Here is a 15,582-nt window from a genome sequence, read left to right as displayed (position 1 = left end):
ATGATAGCCTTTCTCTAATTTGAGGCGATCAACCTCTGATAATTCAAGTACTTTTATTGGTTTCATAATTCTACTTTTTCTATAAAACGAAAAATGAGCCATGTTAGTACTTATATATAAAAATAATTTAGATCACTTACTTATCTTTGTTTTTTGAAAAAAGAGAGCTGTAAAATCGGCAGTATATGAAACCTTAAAAAGAAATACTATGAGTAAGGTATTCCAAGTAAAACCTAAACGTATCAAACGTACAAACGGCACCGTCCTCACACCAGAAATGGTTGTGACAGTGACAACCATGCAACACACCGACACCCCTTTTTATAATGGAGCCAAGGAGGTGCAAGAAGCCTACATGCGCATCTATGCTTTCGACTATAAGAAAGCCTGCTGCAATCCGAATGATTTTGAATTTAAGAAGTTGGACTAAATGGTCCGTTTATATTTAAACTTAAAAATTTAGTTATTATGGCAAGTGAAGTAACAGTATGGAACAAAGTTATGTCTTCGGCTTTGGCTATTCCAGGAGTACAAGTAGATAGAGAGACGTTTTTGAGATCAGAACTTCGACAGTATTGCTCTAAAGATGAATTGGAGAAGGCTATCTCAAATCCTGTTGATGTCCTTTCGGAGGATAGAATAGATAGTTTAGCAAACTCCTGTATCAGTAATCATTTATTGAAAGTTACATCTTTGTCGGTTGTCGCTGGTATTCCAGGAGGTTTAGCTATAGCAGCAACAATCCCAGCAGACATGGCTCAATATTATTGGCATACCTTTGTCTTGGCACAGAAATTAGCCTATCTTTATGGTATTCCGGACTTAAGAGATGAAAATGGTAATCTTACCGAAACGTCACAAGATATGTTGACTTTGTTTGTCGGTGTGATGATGGGAGCCGCTGCAGCTAATAATGCAATTAAAAATGTTTCTAAGGCATTTGCTGTCCAAGTTGTTAAGCGCTTGCCTCAAAAAGCTTTAACTAAAACAGTGTATTATCCTATTATTAAGCAAGTAGCCAAATGGATAGGAATAAAGCTGACAAAAGATACTTTTGCTAAAGGCATAGGTAAAACAATTCCAATTTTGGGTGGCGTTATTTCTGGTGGATTAACTGCTGCAACATTCCGTCCTTCAGCTAAGCGTCTTCAAAAGAAATTGAAGGAACAAATGTTTGACATTCATATTTCGGAAGGTGATACTGATGAATATGTAGAGGCAACTTTTACGGAAGAGGCTGGAGTCATAGAGGATCCTGTTGTAATGGATAATCCAGAAAAGTTGATTATTCAATTTATGATAAACCTAGCAAAGGTTGGTGGTAATTGGTCTGAAAAGAAAGAGGCTATTCTTACAGATGTGATTGAAAATTCAACCTTGTCAGACGACGAGCAGTTGGAACTAGCACAAGTCATGGCTTGTGACAAGTTGATGCAAATAGATTTCTCTTCTCTTCAAAATGATGAAGCTAATAGTGCGAAGTTGTTAGAAAAAGGAGTTGATATCTTGAAAGCAGAAGATAAAGTTGCTTTGGCTGAAAAATTGTATTTCAAAAAGATAGCAAAACAATTGGGCTTTTCTGCTGAGGATATAGAGGAGGCCATGAACTAAATTAGTTGCAATTTTAATTGGAAATATTATGATAGTAGTTAGAACAAAAGAAGAACTGCAAGAAGCTATCAAAAATAAGGTAGATTCAATAAGAATAGAAGGTCCCTATGCTGGGATTGTTGCTCAAAAGATTCGTTCAAGAAAGAAGGTGAAAAAAGTGGCAATAGGAGTTGGAACTTTAGCCTTGGTAGGAGGTGTAATAGCAGCTCCTTTCACTGGTGGTGCTTCTTTGGCTGGAAGTGCTGTGGGGTTAACAGCTATGGGATTGACTGTTGGTGCAGTTACTTTAACTACCACCCAATTGGCCATGCTCCTTGGTGTAGGAGGGTCTCTTTTAGCTTATTCTATTCATGAAAAATACTCTCTTAAGTTAGTTAAAGACAAAGAGGGTAATGTCTCTGTAGAAATGCATCCTTCAAAATAAGCAAAAAAGTCATATAATGAGTAATATTGATTTGAAAGCTCAATTGGCAAAACAAATGCTTGGTTATTTGCATAATGAATTAATTAAAGATGCAAATGAACCAACTTTATATCGTTTATCATACGGTCAGTATGAAGTCTCTAGTTATAAAGGAGAATTGTTGATAGAATTTGATACACAAAAACCAGGCTATAGTATATATTATGGTTTTATGATAACAAAGAATGGTATAGATAGAAACGAAGCTACCAAGATTAATAATATATTTGTTCCAATTAGGCAACATTTGGAGTTCGTCTTGAAAAAAGTTGTTTATTTAACTGATGGAATTTATAATAGCCGGGTTTATTGGGCTTTTTGGTTGAGATGCAATGATTTTGATATTGATTCTGCGAAGAAACATATGGAAATCATTCAAGACTATTTCAACCAGTTGACTATTTCTAAATATAATGTAGTGAAGTTATAATATGGCAAAGAGTTTTGACGAGATTCTGACTTCGATGTTAGAACTATTAGAAAACAATCCTGACCAGGATATTGAGGTGCTGGTTAAGGATCAGTGTGAGAGAATGGGAGTTTCGGAGAAAGGTAAGGCTTTGCTCTCTGAGACTAACGAGTATATAGATGGTTTTGCAGAGAGAATGGCTTCTTTGCAAAAGGCTAAGGAGGAAGGCAGGTCTCGCAAGCAATGGATGCTTGCGGAGATGGACAGAATATTGGAGGAACGTGACGAGCAGGAGAAAGCCGAAATTGTCTCTGCTATTTCTGATGCTGGCGAGAATGTGAACAATGAGACCTTAAAGGAAGAGGAGGACTAAGCTTATGAAGTTTACTGCATATAACGAAGACGAAGGTCGTAATGAGTTTGGTACTCATATTGAAGGTGAGAGTCGCAAGTATTCTGCACTTCAGTCATTGTTGTCTGGTCGTGAATTGGAGAAAGAAGAAGTTGAGAGCCTTAAAGAGTTTAAGGTGGTTCAGCAATTCTTGGATTCACCAGTAGGTGATGCTTCTGAGGCAAAGTTGAAGAAGGTGTTTGCTGCTGCTATCATAACTGCTAATGAGCAAGGCACATTACCGTTTTCTATTGAAGACAAGAGCCCTATTGCTATTGCGAGTGCTATTGACGAAGGTCTGAACCGTGTCAAGCTTTCGTATAAACTTGCTAAGGAGGATTTGGATGTTATTGAAGTAGCAGACATGTTGATTGATGCTACGGTAGCTCGTGTTGTAACTGTTGCTGATAAAGTAATAGAGCGTGGAGTTCCTGTTGTGTTGAACCGAGTTTGTGATTTAATCTCAAAGGTATATCCTCCAGCTACTGTATTCGTTCCTGTTATAAAAAGTGCAGAGAAGTTTATTGTAACTGCTGCAAAAGTAGCAGTACGAAAAGGATTGAAATATGTGGCTGAAGGCGCAAAAACGGTAGTACGTTCTGTTGCTAAAGGTTTAGTTAAAGCCGGTAAGAAACTGGCTTCTTGGTTAGGATTATAATATTATGCGTATAATAGCTAAAGCAAAACCTATACGGATAAGAATAAAATCAGGCGGGGAGGAACACTTCTCGCTTGATTCTTTGCGTCAGAACCTCAACGTACAAGATTTGTGGCCATTGATAAAGGATAATCGCCTATCGAGATGGTTGAGACAGTTGGGAGAAACTGAATTAGCACATTCTGTAGAGTCTTTAATAAATGAAGAACTTGATGAACATGCATATTTTTATGTGCTTAAACTATTCTTGAAAGAACTACTCGATAATTCTCAAATTCATGATATCCACTCTTTGTTTGAGTATTGGCATGATTGCGAAAAAAGAACGTCCAAGAATTATGATTCTTTACGTAAGTACTTGCTTAGCCAATATGAAGGTGCCAAGTTTATATTTAAGCAGTATGCAAATGAGGCTTCTGATGGTGAATGGTGGGATGTATTCAGTAAATTCGAAAATGAAGAAGACCCTGAATTCTTGTTTGAACGAGGAAAACTTGCATTCGAGGGATTTACAAAAAGTGATGGAAGTAATTTCAAAGACATTATACTTGGCATAAAACTGATAGAAGAGGCTGCCGAACTTCAAAATCAGAAGGCTATTGATTTTGTTAATTCTAACACCTTTGGTGCTGCTCGGAAGAGAGCGATGTTGACTCCTGAAGTAAAAGAGAAAATAGATAATTTGATTTGCAGATGGAAGAATGATAAGATAGGCTTTATAACAAAAAAAACAGCTTATGATGAGGATTTTGTTCGAGATGTCAAGAAATTACTACAGGAATTTACCTCATTATGGAGTACTTCTGTAATGCATGATTGGAAAGCTACTATAGCTGAAGCAGAAGCTAAATATGATGACCTTGATGAATCGGATGTATTTTTCAAAGAACGTAAGTTTGTGCTGGACTTGGTACGTTACTCTTATAGTAAAGAAATACCTGGTTTGTTTGTGAAGTTAGCTGAAGATTATCATTACCCATTAGCACAATACATGATTGGAAATGGATTGAATAGTATGATAGGCTGTACAACAATGCCGATAGGGGCCAATCCTTTCAATCCTTTCCGTTCTTTCCATCACCCGTCAAATCTCATTGATGGATTCTGTTTCATTAAAGCTAAGTTTCCTGAGCAATTGAGTTTTATCGTTGACCATTTGTTTGATTACTAAACACAGAGCGATGAACAAGAAGATAATATCTGATTTTCAGAAGATGATAGATGTTAATACACCAATCATCTATATCAACGATTATGATTTTGTCCGTATAGATGAAATCATAAAGGAGATTGTTGGCACAAGCAAGGTGTTTGAATGGAATCCTGCAACTGGAACTACTAACTTCAAGACTAAGGAATGTCAAGGCTTGGGAGATAACGACACATTGGAGTTTTTCTTAAATGAGAAGTATACTACTGATACTAATCTAAAAGAAAAGTTCTTGGTGTTGAAGGATATTCAAGATTTTATAGAAGAACCGGCAATCAAGACTTTGCTTCAGTTGATAGCTCAGCGTAAGTTGTATGATAGAGATTATAATACAACCGTCATTATAGTTTCCTCTGTTCTTAAGGTGCCACAAGAATTGGAGAAGTATGTGTCCTACTTGGAAATTCCGTTCCCGGAAGAAGATGAAATCAATCAGCTTATAGACGAGCATGTCGAGGTGAACTGCTATGACAATTTCAAAGATGAGGACAGAAAGAAGCTGATGCCATCTTTGAAGGGTATGACGAGCTTTGAGATAGACCGAATGCTTGACATGGCGATGAGCAGCAATGGCTCGTTGAGTGCCGAGGATACAGAAATGATTCTTCAACAGAAGAAGGCGATGGTAAAGAAGTCTGGCTTGTTGGAATTGATAGATACTCCTGCGTCCTTGAAAGATATCGGTGGTTTGAATGCTTTGAAGGATTATCTGCAGAATAAGTCGAAAGTGATTACTGACTTGCCTAAAGCTCAGGAATTTGGCGTTTCAATACCTAAAGGTGTGTTTATCGTTGGTATGCCTGGTTGTGGAAAGTCGCTGTGTGCGAAAGCGTCGGCTGCATTGTTTAACACACCTTTGCTGAAGCTCGACATGGGCAGTATGATGGGAAAGTATGTGGGTGAGAGCGAGGGCAACTTGCGTAAGGCTATTAAAATTGCTGAGGCTGCTGCACCTTGTGTGCTATGGATTGACGAGATTGAGAAAGCCTTTTCGGGTGTCGGTGGTAACAACGACATCATGACCCGTATGTTCGGCTATTTCCTTTCGTGGATGCAGGAGAAGACGAGTAGTGTTTATGTTATTGCAACAGCTAACAATGCTCATAATCTGCCTCCAGAGCTAAAGCGTAAAGGACGCTTTGATGAAATATTCTGTGTTAACTTGCCGGATAAAGATGAGCGAAAGAAAATTTTTGAGATTCATATTGGTAAAAAGAAGAAAAACCTTGGCGAAGCAGCATTGAATTCTGTCAGTCTGATAACCGAAGGTTTTAACGGTGCTGACATAGAGTCGGTGGTGAACGAAGCTGTTGAGAAATGTTTCATAGACAGCTTGGATAATAAAGGCACAGCCTTTGATGAGAGACTCTTGAAGGACATCGCAAGTAAGACTGTAAGCATTACAAAATCTTGCAAGCAACAGATTGATGATATGAAGAAAGCATTCAAGGAGAATAACTTTAAGGATGCAACAACTGGAGATGTAACAAAATAAAAATGTAGACAAGTATGTCAAACAAAGAAAACAAAATATTAGATGAACTTAGACGCCGCGGCACAATCTTTGAAGATCCTTGTCCGAAGTCTGAGGGCTTTATTGGTAAGTTGATAGACTTATTCTTGAAGAAAAAGTCTTGAATTGTGAAACACTCGGTGTGGCGGAGGCTGGAAACCTCCGCTACTGTCAGATAAACGATAATATTATGAAGTTGGCGATTACTTATACTGAGCTGCAGGATTATGTAGCCAGTCATTTTCATAAGACAGTGAATCTTGTGTATGTTGATGGAGCTACTGTTTCTGTCTCTGTACCTATCAAGGTGCTGGGCTTTACAAAGTCTATAAGCATAAATCTTATTGTGAAGAAGATTGAAGGCACCGACTTGTTCTTATCGTATGACGGCAATATGGGTATTGACCTGCTTGTTTCGCCTGCAATCTCTTATGCCAAGAAACTTGTGCCGGAGAAAGCAGGTTGGGTGGAACAGATGCCTGGCAATATCGTTAAGTTGCGCCTTGGAGACATTGACAAATTGCAGAAAGTGTTTGAAAAACTGAAACTTGACAATATCTTATTTGAACAGGGAAATATTGGAATAGAAATGTCATTAGTCTATTGATTCGTTATAGGTGACTGACGTCTATTTCGCAAAAAAATAGAGCGTTCTTACTTTTTTCTTGATGTTCTGTCACCATTTGACGCACCTGTATAGTTACTTCGCAGCCGAAATCAAATGTATAACTATATAATGTAATGTAACAATGGAAAAGAACATCAGAAAAAGAGTATGTAGGTCGGTTGCGGTATTGATTGCCGTACTGGTGGTAACATCGGGTTATGGGTTCTTCTTTAGCTCAAGTGGCTATTGCCACAAGATGAAGGAGGCTGCCAAGTTGGAATACCGCGAGAAGCAGCTGCTTTGGCGGAAATCGGAGAATATGACCGAAAAAGAGATGTTGAAGGACATGACCTTGATGGCCAATGGCGATACGGTATTAGTGTGTTGGGGCGTAAACATGCCGATAGCAGTATACCGTGACTTTATTCATGGAGCGGCTCAACCGAAAAGGTTCACTTGGGCCTATACGAGGTATTGGTATATGAAATCGCTCAGTGACGGCAGAGAGTGGATGCGAGAATACACCAAAGACAGAAGCTACAGGGCTTCAATCTTTTTGGACAATGGCCTCTACCTCGTGCAGGAAGATACATTGAAGGACTATCGCAAGGAAAAGCCCCTTCAGATTGAAGTGAAACAGAACGCATTGTACCCGGCTTTAGGAAAGCCATCGGATGAGGCTTTCGAGAAGTGGATAAGGGAATATAAATCGGGATTTGCGTTCCCACAGATAAACAATTCCAAACGCTGGGTTAAGATACCATTCTTAGAATAACGTATACTCTAAATATTATTACTATGGACAAATTAGAAATATACAAGAACATCAAGACGATTGCTGATGAACTCTGCAAGGAGAACAAGACGTATCTTCGTGCAGATTTGGCTTTTGAACTGAAGAAGTATGGTATAGCTTCCGATTCCTCGGAGGTGAGTAAGCTGGTATTTGATGCTTACAGATATTTCCATGATAACGGCAATATCGCCATTGCTTTTGTTTCAAATAATTCACGTACAACCCTTGTGGCTGAATACAAGTTGAATGACAGTCTGGAACAGGGCAACAAGGAGGAGGCTTTGAAGATAGCCGAGACGGAACTGGCGTTGTCTTCATCTGCTTTGGAGCAGTTGAAAGAGCAAGTGGAATTGAACCTTAACCTGGTTCTTGCTAAGGGAACGTCGAAGATGGCTGATATTGTCATGGGTACGAATGGCGTGAAAGATGTAAGAAGTAAGGCTTCCACCATGTTTGATAAATATACCAAGATGGTGGAGGCTTATCACTATGCTGAGGATAGCGTTCGTGGAAACATCGAAGATTTTACCTCCTTGCGTAGTGATATCGGGACGGTTTATCGTGACTATGCCCTGAAACTTATCGATATCTATGGCGACTCCATCAAGATGGTTTCTCCAGACTTGTTCGATTTTAAAAGAATAGAGTGGCTGGATGTGGACGAGATGCTTAAGTATGTGGAGCTGGAATATAACAAGCTCACGGAAAAATGTGCAGCTTTGATTGGTGAGATTTCTGTTAGTTTCCGTACTTCCTTGCAAGGTTCTTTGCAGGCTTATAAGTCTTTGTCGAACGGCAACAAGTCCTTGGGATTGGCGATGGCAGGACTTACCATGCTCGAACACTATATGGGAGCAAGTGAACGCGCTAATCGTTTGAAGTCTGATTTATCAGTTTTCCAAACCAGCGTGAAGCATGATGCCACTCGCATCAAGGCTGATATGGGACGATTGTTGGTAATCTGTAAAACGCTCAATGATGTGGTAATCCCGAAGGCGAATGTGTTCTTGCGTTATGGAGAAAAACTGTTGGCTTCTGACTTGAAGGCGACGCTTGATGCTTTGTATGCTGATGAGACTATTCGTCCATTGGAGGAGCAACGAAAATGTCTGCTTCAGCAGATGAAGGCGCTGGACATGGAGATGAACGATCATCTTCAGAACATCGATGTCTATACCTCGCTGATTAATGACATCACCGCTACCTTGGAGTCTAAGCAGGGAAGCTATATGGAAGCGAAGGCGAAGAAGCCTTCCAAGCCTTTCTTCCTCGTCAACTGGATCACCTTTGGTATGGCCAACAAGAACTACTATCGTGACTTTGCCGAATGGAATGCAGTATGCTTCCCTCTTGTAAGAGAATATGAGAGCTATCAGGTAGATTTGAAGTTGGATAAGGAGGAATTGGAATCGCATCGTGAGGAACAAACCCGCATCAAAAATGAGTATGCCAAACTCTCCAGTGAACTGGATAAGGTTTCTAAGGAGATCAGAAGCAAGATAGTTTGCTCTGACGACTTGAAGCTGAAGATGCTGAAACATCTTCGTGATATGGTTGCCATGTTGAAACTCGGACGAGAAATCATGGAGAGCAAGATAGACGAGAAGTTGGTGCATACGGTCGATATTCCCGATTATCGGGAGGCAGCCAAGCTTCCTGCTGATGTGGAGCAGAACATTTCTCTGTTTACAGGAATGTTGGCAGATAATCTTCATGCCGACAAGGATATGGCTAAGAATTTCCTCGATGGAGTGGAAGCATACACGAAAGACCATAAGAAGATAGAGGGTAAGACCGCACAACAGAACAAACCTGCAGAGTATAGCGAGGAAGACTTGGCGCAGTTAACTGGTGCGATGGAACAATCCTTACAGAAAGGTATCGCCCTGTTTGCCAGCTTTGCCAAGCTCAAAGCGCAGCAGCTCAGTGGTAGCTTGGCTTCGGCTGCATACGATAAGGAGTTGAAGAAACATGCAGATGAGTTTAAGCGTGAGATGGCTAAGATAGACAACAAGAGTGCTTATCTTCGTGAGGTGTTTAAGCGTGTCAATCTGGCTGGCAGCGAGGAGGAGCGCAAGCAGGCTATGGAGCTGATGAGTGATTTGAGCGGTTTCTCTCTCTCAGAACATGAGTTCACGGAATTTATAAATGGTAAGAAACAAATAGAATTATAAGGTGTATGGAAAGTTCAAGAAGACAGCAGGCCCAGGCTGATTTGGGCATGGATTTCGCAAAAGAAGATCAAAAGCGAGAGGCGGCTCTTGCCAAAGAACAGGCGAGGGCTGATAAAAAAGCTGCAAAGCGTGAGAAGATGATGAACATGCCATCATATCGTCTGATGGTAGGTACGGCAAAGTATATGGACAAGTATTTCTTGGATCCTATCCTTGGTTTCATCCTTCCAGCCGGTATTGGTGATGCATTGTCGAGCGTGTTTGCTTTCCCATTCATCTACTACAGTCTTTGCGTGGTTAAGTCTATTCCGCTGACATTGGCTGTCATCTATAATATCTTGATGGATGTGCTGATAGGAGCCATACCTTTCTATATAGGTGATGTGCTGGATGTATTCAAGCGTTCGTATGTAGAGAACCTGAGATTGGTTACCGGGTATATCGAGGATGATAAGGAGATTATCAACAAGGTGAACAAGAAGGCCTTCTGGACGGCTGTGTTCATTGTCGTGCTTTGCTGGTTGATTTATGTGCTAATTTCATGGGCCATCAGTTTGGGAACCATGGTTTGGGATTGGATAGTTTCATTGTTCTAAAATATGAGCAGTAACATTTTCTTTCAACCCTTCGTTGGCAAGGATTATGCCAACGGAGGCATCTTTGGCAAGCGAATCATGATATTGGGCGAGAGTCATTATTGTGATGAGAGTTGTGCGGATTGTGGCGACTGCCGTCTGCATCGCGAGTGTATGAACTCTACGCAGCAGGTGCTTGATGATTATCTCAATGAGAATAAGGAACGCCAGAACTAGATGCGGACTTTCCTGAAGTTTGAGCGTTCGTTAGTGGGTGAGGAGACCAATCAAGCAATGAGGCTGAAGATTTGGAACTCGGTCATCTTCTTCAACTATCTGCAAGTGGCGATGGGTGGTCCTCGCGAGGCTGGCACAGCCGAACAATATCACCAGGCTGGCAAGGCTTTCTTTGAGGTTATCGAAAAGTACCAGCCCGAGTACATCATCGTATGGGGCAAGAGGCTTTGGAATAATTTGCCTGGCGGTCACTGGCGCCAAGAGCAAGTTTCTGATGTTCACTGGGTGGATTGCAATGACATCGAAGTGGAAGGCACTTGGGTGCCTAATGGATTCTACATGATGCCTGGTGGCAAGCATGTAAAGGTCCTTGTGGTGAATCATCCTTCCGTAGGCTATTCTTGGGACTATTGGTACAAGGTGATACAAAAATTTTTGAGATAATTTTCTCGCCTGTGCCACAATTTGACACACCATACCATTATCTTTGCTGTCGCAACTGAATGAGGTGGATTTTGCTCTCACTAATCTCCGATCCAAGGACTTGGAGTATTTGGAGAAGACGTTGAAGCGAAACGCTCCCTACAAGATACGGGGAGGAAGTTTCGGCGATGATAAAATAATAGAAGTGTGTAATGGTAAAATAGTAGGGAAATATGAAGGAAGAATGGATGAAACTGATAGATGATGTAGAGAACGACCGTAGCTATAATGCTGATCCTAACTTCAATTTTTTTGACTTTATAAGAGAAAAGACCACGATAGAGGATAAGCGTGCCATCGTGCAAGAGGTGGAGCGTCGTGTCAAGAAGGTGGTGAATCGGGAAGTGAACAATCCTGACTATTTCTTCAGAAACTTCAGTGAGTCGGAGCGAGAGCTCTTGGACGACTTGCTCGGGCTTCGTGAGGTGACGCTCGACGAGATGATGCTTCATCCTACTGCTGCCGAGGTGGAACGATTGAGCAAGTTGAACGACAAACTCTACAAGCTCACCTTGGAGTGTTTTGAGCAGTGCCGTAACCTTTGGCTTACGCTCTACCGTTCGCCATACAAGGTGGACGACCGTTTCTGCTACGACTTGGACAGTACGCTTCGATTCGAGTATGCTGACAAAGACTCGGTCTTGCATCTGGAGAATGATGACTATTACGGTTCCGACTTCGACTATATGATTCATCTGACAGATGAGTTGCTCAGTACAGGACATTGTAAGATGGATACCATTGTGAATGGTTCGCATGCCATATTCTTTAGTACAGAGGAGGAAACATTGAAAGAGTTGACAGATACATTGGACGATGGCACGTCGTGGGCGGAAGGCTATCTGCACAACAAGGCTTATGACCATTTATGTATCTGTTATGCGATGCATGCCTTGCATACTCACATGCCTTGGTGCTTGCCTGATATTCTCCGCATGGATGATTTCACTCTCAATGTGAAATTGAATTATGAGCGCAGCGTGTCAGAGCAGCGAGATATTGTAAACGAGAATGACCCTCATTGGCCTGAGGGTGTGCCTTGTTTGGAAAGGTGAAAAATAAATTGTGATGCAATATTCTTTTAAATTTTCATTAGATATTTAGAGATTATGGACAATCGTGTAAAATTCTATAGTTGGCTGATAGGCATCTTGGATTGTAAGCATCTTACCTTTGATGAGATTGCTGATGAATGGAAAGAAGCCCGTGTTAATCAGGATAAAGATGTGCTGGACAAACGTACCTTTCATCGTTATCGTGAGAATATCCAGTCGCAGTTTGGCATTACTGTGGAATGTAACAAGAGCGACGGCTATCGGTATTATCTGAAGCGTGATCCCGTGGATGACGATGATGTAACGGAATGGATGCTGAGTTCCCTGCGGTTGGCTTCGTTAGGTGATATGCTGAAGTTTCACAATAAGGTGATGCTCGATACGCCGCCATACAACACGGTATATCTTGATGATATTCTTGTAGCGATAGATAAGCAATATCTGCTGAAATTTAAGTATGTTTCGGGTTTCGGAGCAGAGAGCGATATCGTGCTACAACCGGCTTTCGTGAGATACTACAAGCAGAGATGGTACGTTGTGGGAGTGAAGAATTCAAGTGCAGAGGAAGATGTGAGGAAACTCGTTCGCTGTCTTCCTTTCGACCGCATCAGTTTCCTGAAGCTTATTTGCGAGAAGCATCCGTTGCCGGCAAAGATAAAGAAATTCCTGACTCCAGAGAATTATTATGAAGATTGCTTTGGCATCTATCGGATGGAAGATGTACCCGTGGAAAAAATCCGCATCCGTGCCTTCTATCCGGAATACAATTACATCGAGGAGGTTCCGCTGCACGAGAGTCAGCAGAAAGTGAAGGAGTCGAAAGACGGAATGTATCGGGAATATACCCTCAACATTCGCCCCAGCCGTGATTTCCTTCAGGAACTGTTGTGGCATGGCAGAAATATCATCGTACTGAAACCTGAGAGCCTAAGGCAGGAGATGATTGGTATCTTAAAGGATATGACGAAGAGTTATGAGACGGGCGAATGCCTGAATGGGGAGGAATAAGGGCTTAGTATTTCTCTCCTGGAAAATGGAAAATTCAAGGGGCTAAGCTACATTACTAAAAATCCCGGCAAGAGAATAGCTGCATGCTATCTCCTGCCGGGATTTATTATTTTATGAATCAATCTTTCCCTACTTATTACTAACCATTCCCATACTTAATATAATATGTAAGGAATGATATGGGCAATGGCCCACATAGGATGAAGGGAGAAAATGTGGATTATTTTTCTGTTAAAGAAGAAAATTGTTTGATAATGAGGTGGTTATTGCGTTTTTTGTCGTTTTTGTTCCACTATTTTATTAATAAGGTTACGAAATATCGATAAAAACTATTAAATTTGCAATCGCAAAAATGCCAACTACAAGACCAATCCTCAGGCTTATGTCATCACCAAGAAGACTGTGAACAGCAAGTCTGTTCTGAAGTTGAACTCTGTTGCAGGTGGCGGATTTGCAATTAGCATTCTTGCACAATAAAATGCAGGATTTTAAGTTGTTATGAGAGATTTTTCTTGAATTAATAATAATGCTCATGAAAAGAATGAATAAAATGTTGTTGGTTGCTGCCTTGGCGGCAACCACACTTTCTGCTCAGGCAGAACAGAAGAAGGGACCGGCTTGGTTGAGTGATGCACTTTTCTATCAGATTTATCCATCTTCCTATATGGATACTGATGGCAATGGTATTGGCGATCTGCTGGGTATCACTTCCAAGTTGGATTACATCAAGTCTCTGGGTGTGAACGCCCTCTGGCTCAATCCGATCTTTGAGTCGGGATGGTTTGATGGTGGTTATGATGTCATAGATTTCTACAAGGTGGATCCTCGATTCGGTACCAATACCGATTTGGTTACTTTGGTCAATGAGGCCCATAAGCGTGGCATCAAGGTTTGTCTCGATCTGGTGGCAGGACATTCCAGCACCAAGTGTTCCTGGTTTAAGGAGTCTTCCGAGAAAGATCCTAACCAGCGTTACAGTGATTATTATATCTGGATGAATGATATCCCTGAGAGTGAGAAGAAAGAAATAGAAGCCCGTCATCAGGAAGCAAGTCCGGAGTCTAGTACCCGAGGCAGATATGTGGAGGCTAATGCTCCTCGTGCCAAGTATTATGAGAAGAATTTCTTCGAGTGCCAGCCTGCCTTGAACTATGGTTTTGCTCATCCAGATCCAAATCATCCTTGGGAGCAGGGCGTAGATGCTCCAGGACCACAGGCTGTCCGCAGGGAGATACGTAACATCATGGCTTTCTGGTTTGATAAGGGTGTGGATGGCTTCCGTGTAGATATGGCGTCATCGCTTATCAAGAACGACCCCGACAAGAAGGAGGTTTCCAAGCTTTGGAATGAGATGCGTGCCTGGAAGGATAAGTATTATCCAGAGACCGTCTTGATTTCAGAGTGGGCTAATCCGCAGCAAGCCATTCCTGCCGGCTTCAACATCGATTTCTACATCCATTTCGGTCTCAAGGGCTATGCCTCTCTGTTCTTCGACCGCAAGACCCCATGGGGCAAGTGGGAGCAGAGTTACCAGAACTGCTATTTCGACAAGCAGGGCAAGGGTTCGCTTAAGGAATTTAGCGAGAACTATACCAAGGCATACAATGCCACCAAGAATCTCGGCTACATCGCTGTTCCATCTGCCAACCACGATTACCAGCGCCCTAACATCGGTACCCGCAATACGCCAGACCAGTTGAAGGTGGCGATGACCTTCTTCCTCACCATGCCCGGTATTCCGTTTATCTATTATGGTGATGAGATTGGTATGAAGTATCAGATGAATCTCCCTAACAAGGAGGGTAGCAATGAGCGTTCGGGTACCCGTACTCCGATGCAGTGGACCAAGGGTAAGAATGCCGGCTTCTCTACGAGTGCACCTGATAAGCTCTACTTCCCTGTAGATACGGAAAACGGAAAGTTGACCGTTGAGGCTCAGCAGGGTGATCAGAATTCTCTGTTGTCATATACCCGTAAGCTGACCGCTTTGCGTCATTCTGCAAAGGCTCTTGACAATGAGGGTGATTGGAAGCTCCTGAACCAGAAGGGTCAGGAATATCCGATGGTATATGAGCGTACTTTGGGTGAGGAGGAGTATGTTGTTGTCGTGAATCCTGGTGCCAAGGCAGCCTCTCTCAATATCAGCTCCGTTGGTGGTAAGGCTGTTTCTGTTCTTTCCACAGGAAAGGTTGTGTATAAATCAGGAAAAAAGACTGATGTGATTAAAGCTTCAGGCATAAGTGCCGCCATATTCAAGGTGGAAAGATAGAGCTCTATCTTCTATGGTAATGATTATGCAGAAGGCATATAATAAGAGAATGTTTTTACCAATATGTTCTCTGTAGAATCACCAGCCGCCCATTGATAGGTTCCATCCCAATACACATGGGGA

The 15,582-nt window shown here is 41.6% G+C and carries 17 protein-coding genes and 1 pseudogene; all 18 read left to right on the top strand.

Annotated features, from left to right (window positions below; all coding sequences use genetic code 11):
* The first annotated feature begins 208 nt into the window (after positions 1–208).
* The 18 genes and pseudogenes from I6E38_RS08570 (at position 209) to I6E38_RS08485 (ending at position 15,459) form a co-directional block, all read left to right on the top strand.
* Entirely contained in the window at positions 209–430 is a 222-nt protein-coding gene (locus tag I6E38_RS08570) for a DUF6140 family protein (protein WP_235393579.1), read from the top strand.
* A gap of 38 nt (positions 431–468) precedes the next feature.
* Positions 469–1,611 (top strand): hypothetical protein, encoded by a 1,143-nt coding sequence (locus I6E38_RS08565; protein WP_235393578.1) that lies wholly within the window; start codon positions 469–471, stop codon positions 1,609–1,611.
* Between the two features lie 28 nt (positions 1,612–1,639).
* A complete protein-coding gene (locus I6E38_RS08560; RefSeq protein ID WP_235393577.1) occupies positions 1,640–2,035 on the top strand; it encodes a hypothetical protein in 396 nt (131 codons plus the stop codon).
* Between the two features lie 16 nt (positions 2,036–2,051).
* Complete coding sequence (locus tag I6E38_RS08555; protein WP_235393576.1) at positions 2,052–2,504, top strand: hypothetical protein; 453 nt, start codon at positions 2,052–2,054, stop codon at positions 2,502–2,504.
* A gap of 1 nt (position 2,505) precedes the next feature.
* On the top strand, positions 2,506–2,856 hold the full coding sequence (locus I6E38_RS08550) for a hypothetical protein (RefSeq protein WP_235393575.1): 351 nt from the start codon (positions 2,506–2,508) through the stop codon (positions 2,854–2,856).
* Between the two features lie 4 nt (positions 2,857–2,860).
* Positions 2,861–3,532, top strand: a complete 672-nt coding sequence (locus tag I6E38_RS08545) for a hypothetical protein (protein ID WP_235393574.1) — start codon at positions 2,861–2,863, stop codon at positions 3,530–3,532.
* A gap of 4 nt (positions 3,533–3,536) precedes the next feature.
* On the top strand, positions 3,537–4,703 hold the full coding sequence (locus tag I6E38_RS08540; protein ID WP_235393573.1) for a hypothetical protein: 1,167 nt from the start codon (positions 3,537–3,539) through the stop codon (positions 4,701–4,703).
* Between the two features lie 10 nt (positions 4,704–4,713).
* Positions 4,714–6,237 (top strand): AAA family ATPase, encoded by a 1,524-nt coding sequence (locus I6E38_RS08535; protein WP_235393572.1) that lies wholly within the window; start codon positions 4,714–4,716, stop codon positions 6,235–6,237.
* Between the two features lie 139 nt (positions 6,238–6,376).
* A complete protein-coding gene (locus I6E38_RS08530) occupies positions 6,377–6,862 on the top strand; it encodes a hypothetical protein (RefSeq protein ID WP_235393571.1) in 486 nt (161 codons plus the stop codon).
* Positions 6,863–7,004: 142 nt separating this feature from the next.
* Positions 7,005–7,637 (top strand): hypothetical protein, encoded by a 633-nt coding sequence (locus I6E38_RS08525; protein WP_235393570.1) that lies wholly within the window; start codon positions 7,005–7,007, stop codon positions 7,635–7,637.
* Between the two features lie 23 nt (positions 7,638–7,660).
* A complete protein-coding gene (locus tag I6E38_RS08520; protein WP_235393569.1) occupies positions 7,661–9,832 on the top strand; it encodes a hypothetical protein in 2,172 nt (723 codons plus the stop codon).
* A 5-nt stretch (positions 9,833–9,837) separates the two neighbouring features.
* A complete protein-coding gene (locus I6E38_RS08515; RefSeq protein ID WP_235393568.1) occupies positions 9,838–10,428 on the top strand; it encodes a DUF4112 domain-containing protein in 591 nt (196 codons plus the stop codon).
* Positions 10,429–10,431: 3 nt separating this feature from the next.
* Entirely contained in the window at positions 10,432–10,644 is a 213-nt protein-coding gene (locus tag I6E38_RS08510; protein WP_235393567.1) for a hypothetical protein, read from the top strand.
* Entirely contained in the window at positions 10,645–11,088 is a 444-nt protein-coding gene (locus I6E38_RS08505; protein WP_235393566.1) for a hypothetical protein, read from the top strand.
* Positions 11,089–11,300: 212 nt separating this feature from the next.
* Positions 11,301–12,182, top strand: a complete 882-nt coding sequence (locus I6E38_RS08500) for a hypothetical protein (RefSeq protein ID WP_235393565.1) — start codon at positions 11,301–11,303, stop codon at positions 12,180–12,182.
* A 54-nt stretch (positions 12,183–12,236) separates the two neighbouring features.
* Positions 12,237–13,190 carry a WYL domain-containing protein gene (locus tag I6E38_RS08495; RefSeq protein ID WP_235393564.1) on the top strand — a complete coding sequence of 318 codons (954 nt, stop codon included), beginning with the start codon at positions 12,237–12,239 and terminating at the stop codon, positions 13,188–13,190.
* Between the two features lie 348 nt (positions 13,191–13,538).
* Positions 13,539–13,667: pseudogene (locus I6E38_RS15450) on the top strand (glycoside hydrolase family 97 C-terminal domain-containing protein); the annotation flags it as partial.
* 64 nt (positions 13,668–13,731) lie between these two features.
* A complete protein-coding gene (locus I6E38_RS08485; RefSeq protein ID WP_235393563.1) occupies positions 13,732–15,459 on the top strand; it encodes an alpha-amylase family glycosyl hydrolase in 1,728 nt (575 codons plus the stop codon).
* Positions 15,460–15,582: the final 123 nt, after the last annotated feature.

This window comes from Leyella stercorea (assembly GCF_021531355.1).
Taxonomy (GTDB): domain Bacteria; phylum Bacteroidota; class Bacteroidia; order Bacteroidales; family Bacteroidaceae; genus Prevotella.
Note: the sequence above shows the minus strand (reverse complement) of the source record. Positions and strands in the feature narration are given on the sequence as shown.

Excerpts from the sequence above, each read along its gene's own strand:
- I6E38_RS08495 (WP_235393564.1), top strand. The coding sequence starts at position 12,237 with ATGGACAATCGTGTAAAATTCTATAGTTGGCTGATAGGCATCTTGGAT.
- I6E38_RS08520 (WP_235393569.1), top strand. The coding sequence starts at position 7,661 with ATGGACAAATTAGAAATATACAAGAACATCAAGACGATTGCTGATGAA.
- I6E38_RS08540 (WP_235393573.1), top strand. The coding sequence starts at position 3,537 with ATGCGTATAATAGCTAAAGCAAAACCTATACGGATAAGAATAAAATCA.
- I6E38_RS08515 (WP_235393568.1), top strand. The coding sequence starts at position 9,838 with ATGGAAAGTTCAAGAAGACAGCAGGCCCAGGCTGATTTGGGCATGGAT.
- I6E38_RS08510 (WP_235393567.1), top strand. The coding sequence starts at position 10,432 with ATGAGCAGTAACATTTTCTTTCAACCCTTCGTTGGCAAGGATTATGCC.
- I6E38_RS08570 (WP_235393579.1), top strand. The coding sequence starts at position 209 with ATGAGTAAGGTATTCCAAGTAAAACCTAAACGTATCAAACGTACAAAC.
- I6E38_RS08500 (WP_235393565.1), top strand. The coding sequence starts at position 11,301 with ATGAAGGAAGAATGGATGAAACTGATAGATGATGTAGAGAACGACCGT.
- I6E38_RS08535 (WP_235393572.1), top strand. The coding sequence starts at position 4,714 with ATGAACAAGAAGATAATATCTGATTTTCAGAAGATGATAGATGTTAAT.
- I6E38_RS08525 (WP_235393570.1), top strand. The coding sequence starts at position 7,005 with ATGGAAAAGAACATCAGAAAAAGAGTATGTAGGTCGGTTGCGGTATTG.
- I6E38_RS08560 (WP_235393577.1), top strand. The coding sequence starts at position 1,640 with ATGATAGTAGTTAGAACAAAAGAAGAACTGCAAGAAGCTATCAAAAAT.
- I6E38_RS08545 (WP_235393574.1), top strand. The coding sequence starts at position 2,861 with ATGAAGTTTACTGCATATAACGAAGACGAAGGTCGTAATGAGTTTGGT.
- I6E38_RS08555 (WP_235393576.1), top strand. The coding sequence starts at position 2,052 with ATGAGTAATATTGATTTGAAAGCTCAATTGGCAAAACAAATGCTTGGT.
- I6E38_RS08565 (WP_235393578.1), top strand. The coding sequence starts at position 469 with ATGGCAAGTGAAGTAACAGTATGGAACAAAGTTATGTCTTCGGCTTTG.
- I6E38_RS08505 (WP_235393566.1), top strand. The coding sequence starts at position 10,645 with ATGCGGACTTTCCTGAAGTTTGAGCGTTCGTTAGTGGGTGAGGAGACC.
- I6E38_RS08550 (WP_235393575.1), top strand. The coding sequence starts at position 2,506 with ATGGCAAAGAGTTTTGACGAGATTCTGACTTCGATGTTAGAACTATTA.
- I6E38_RS08485 (WP_235393563.1), top strand. The coding sequence starts at position 13,732 with ATGAATAAAATGTTGTTGGTTGCTGCCTTGGCGGCAACCACACTTTCT.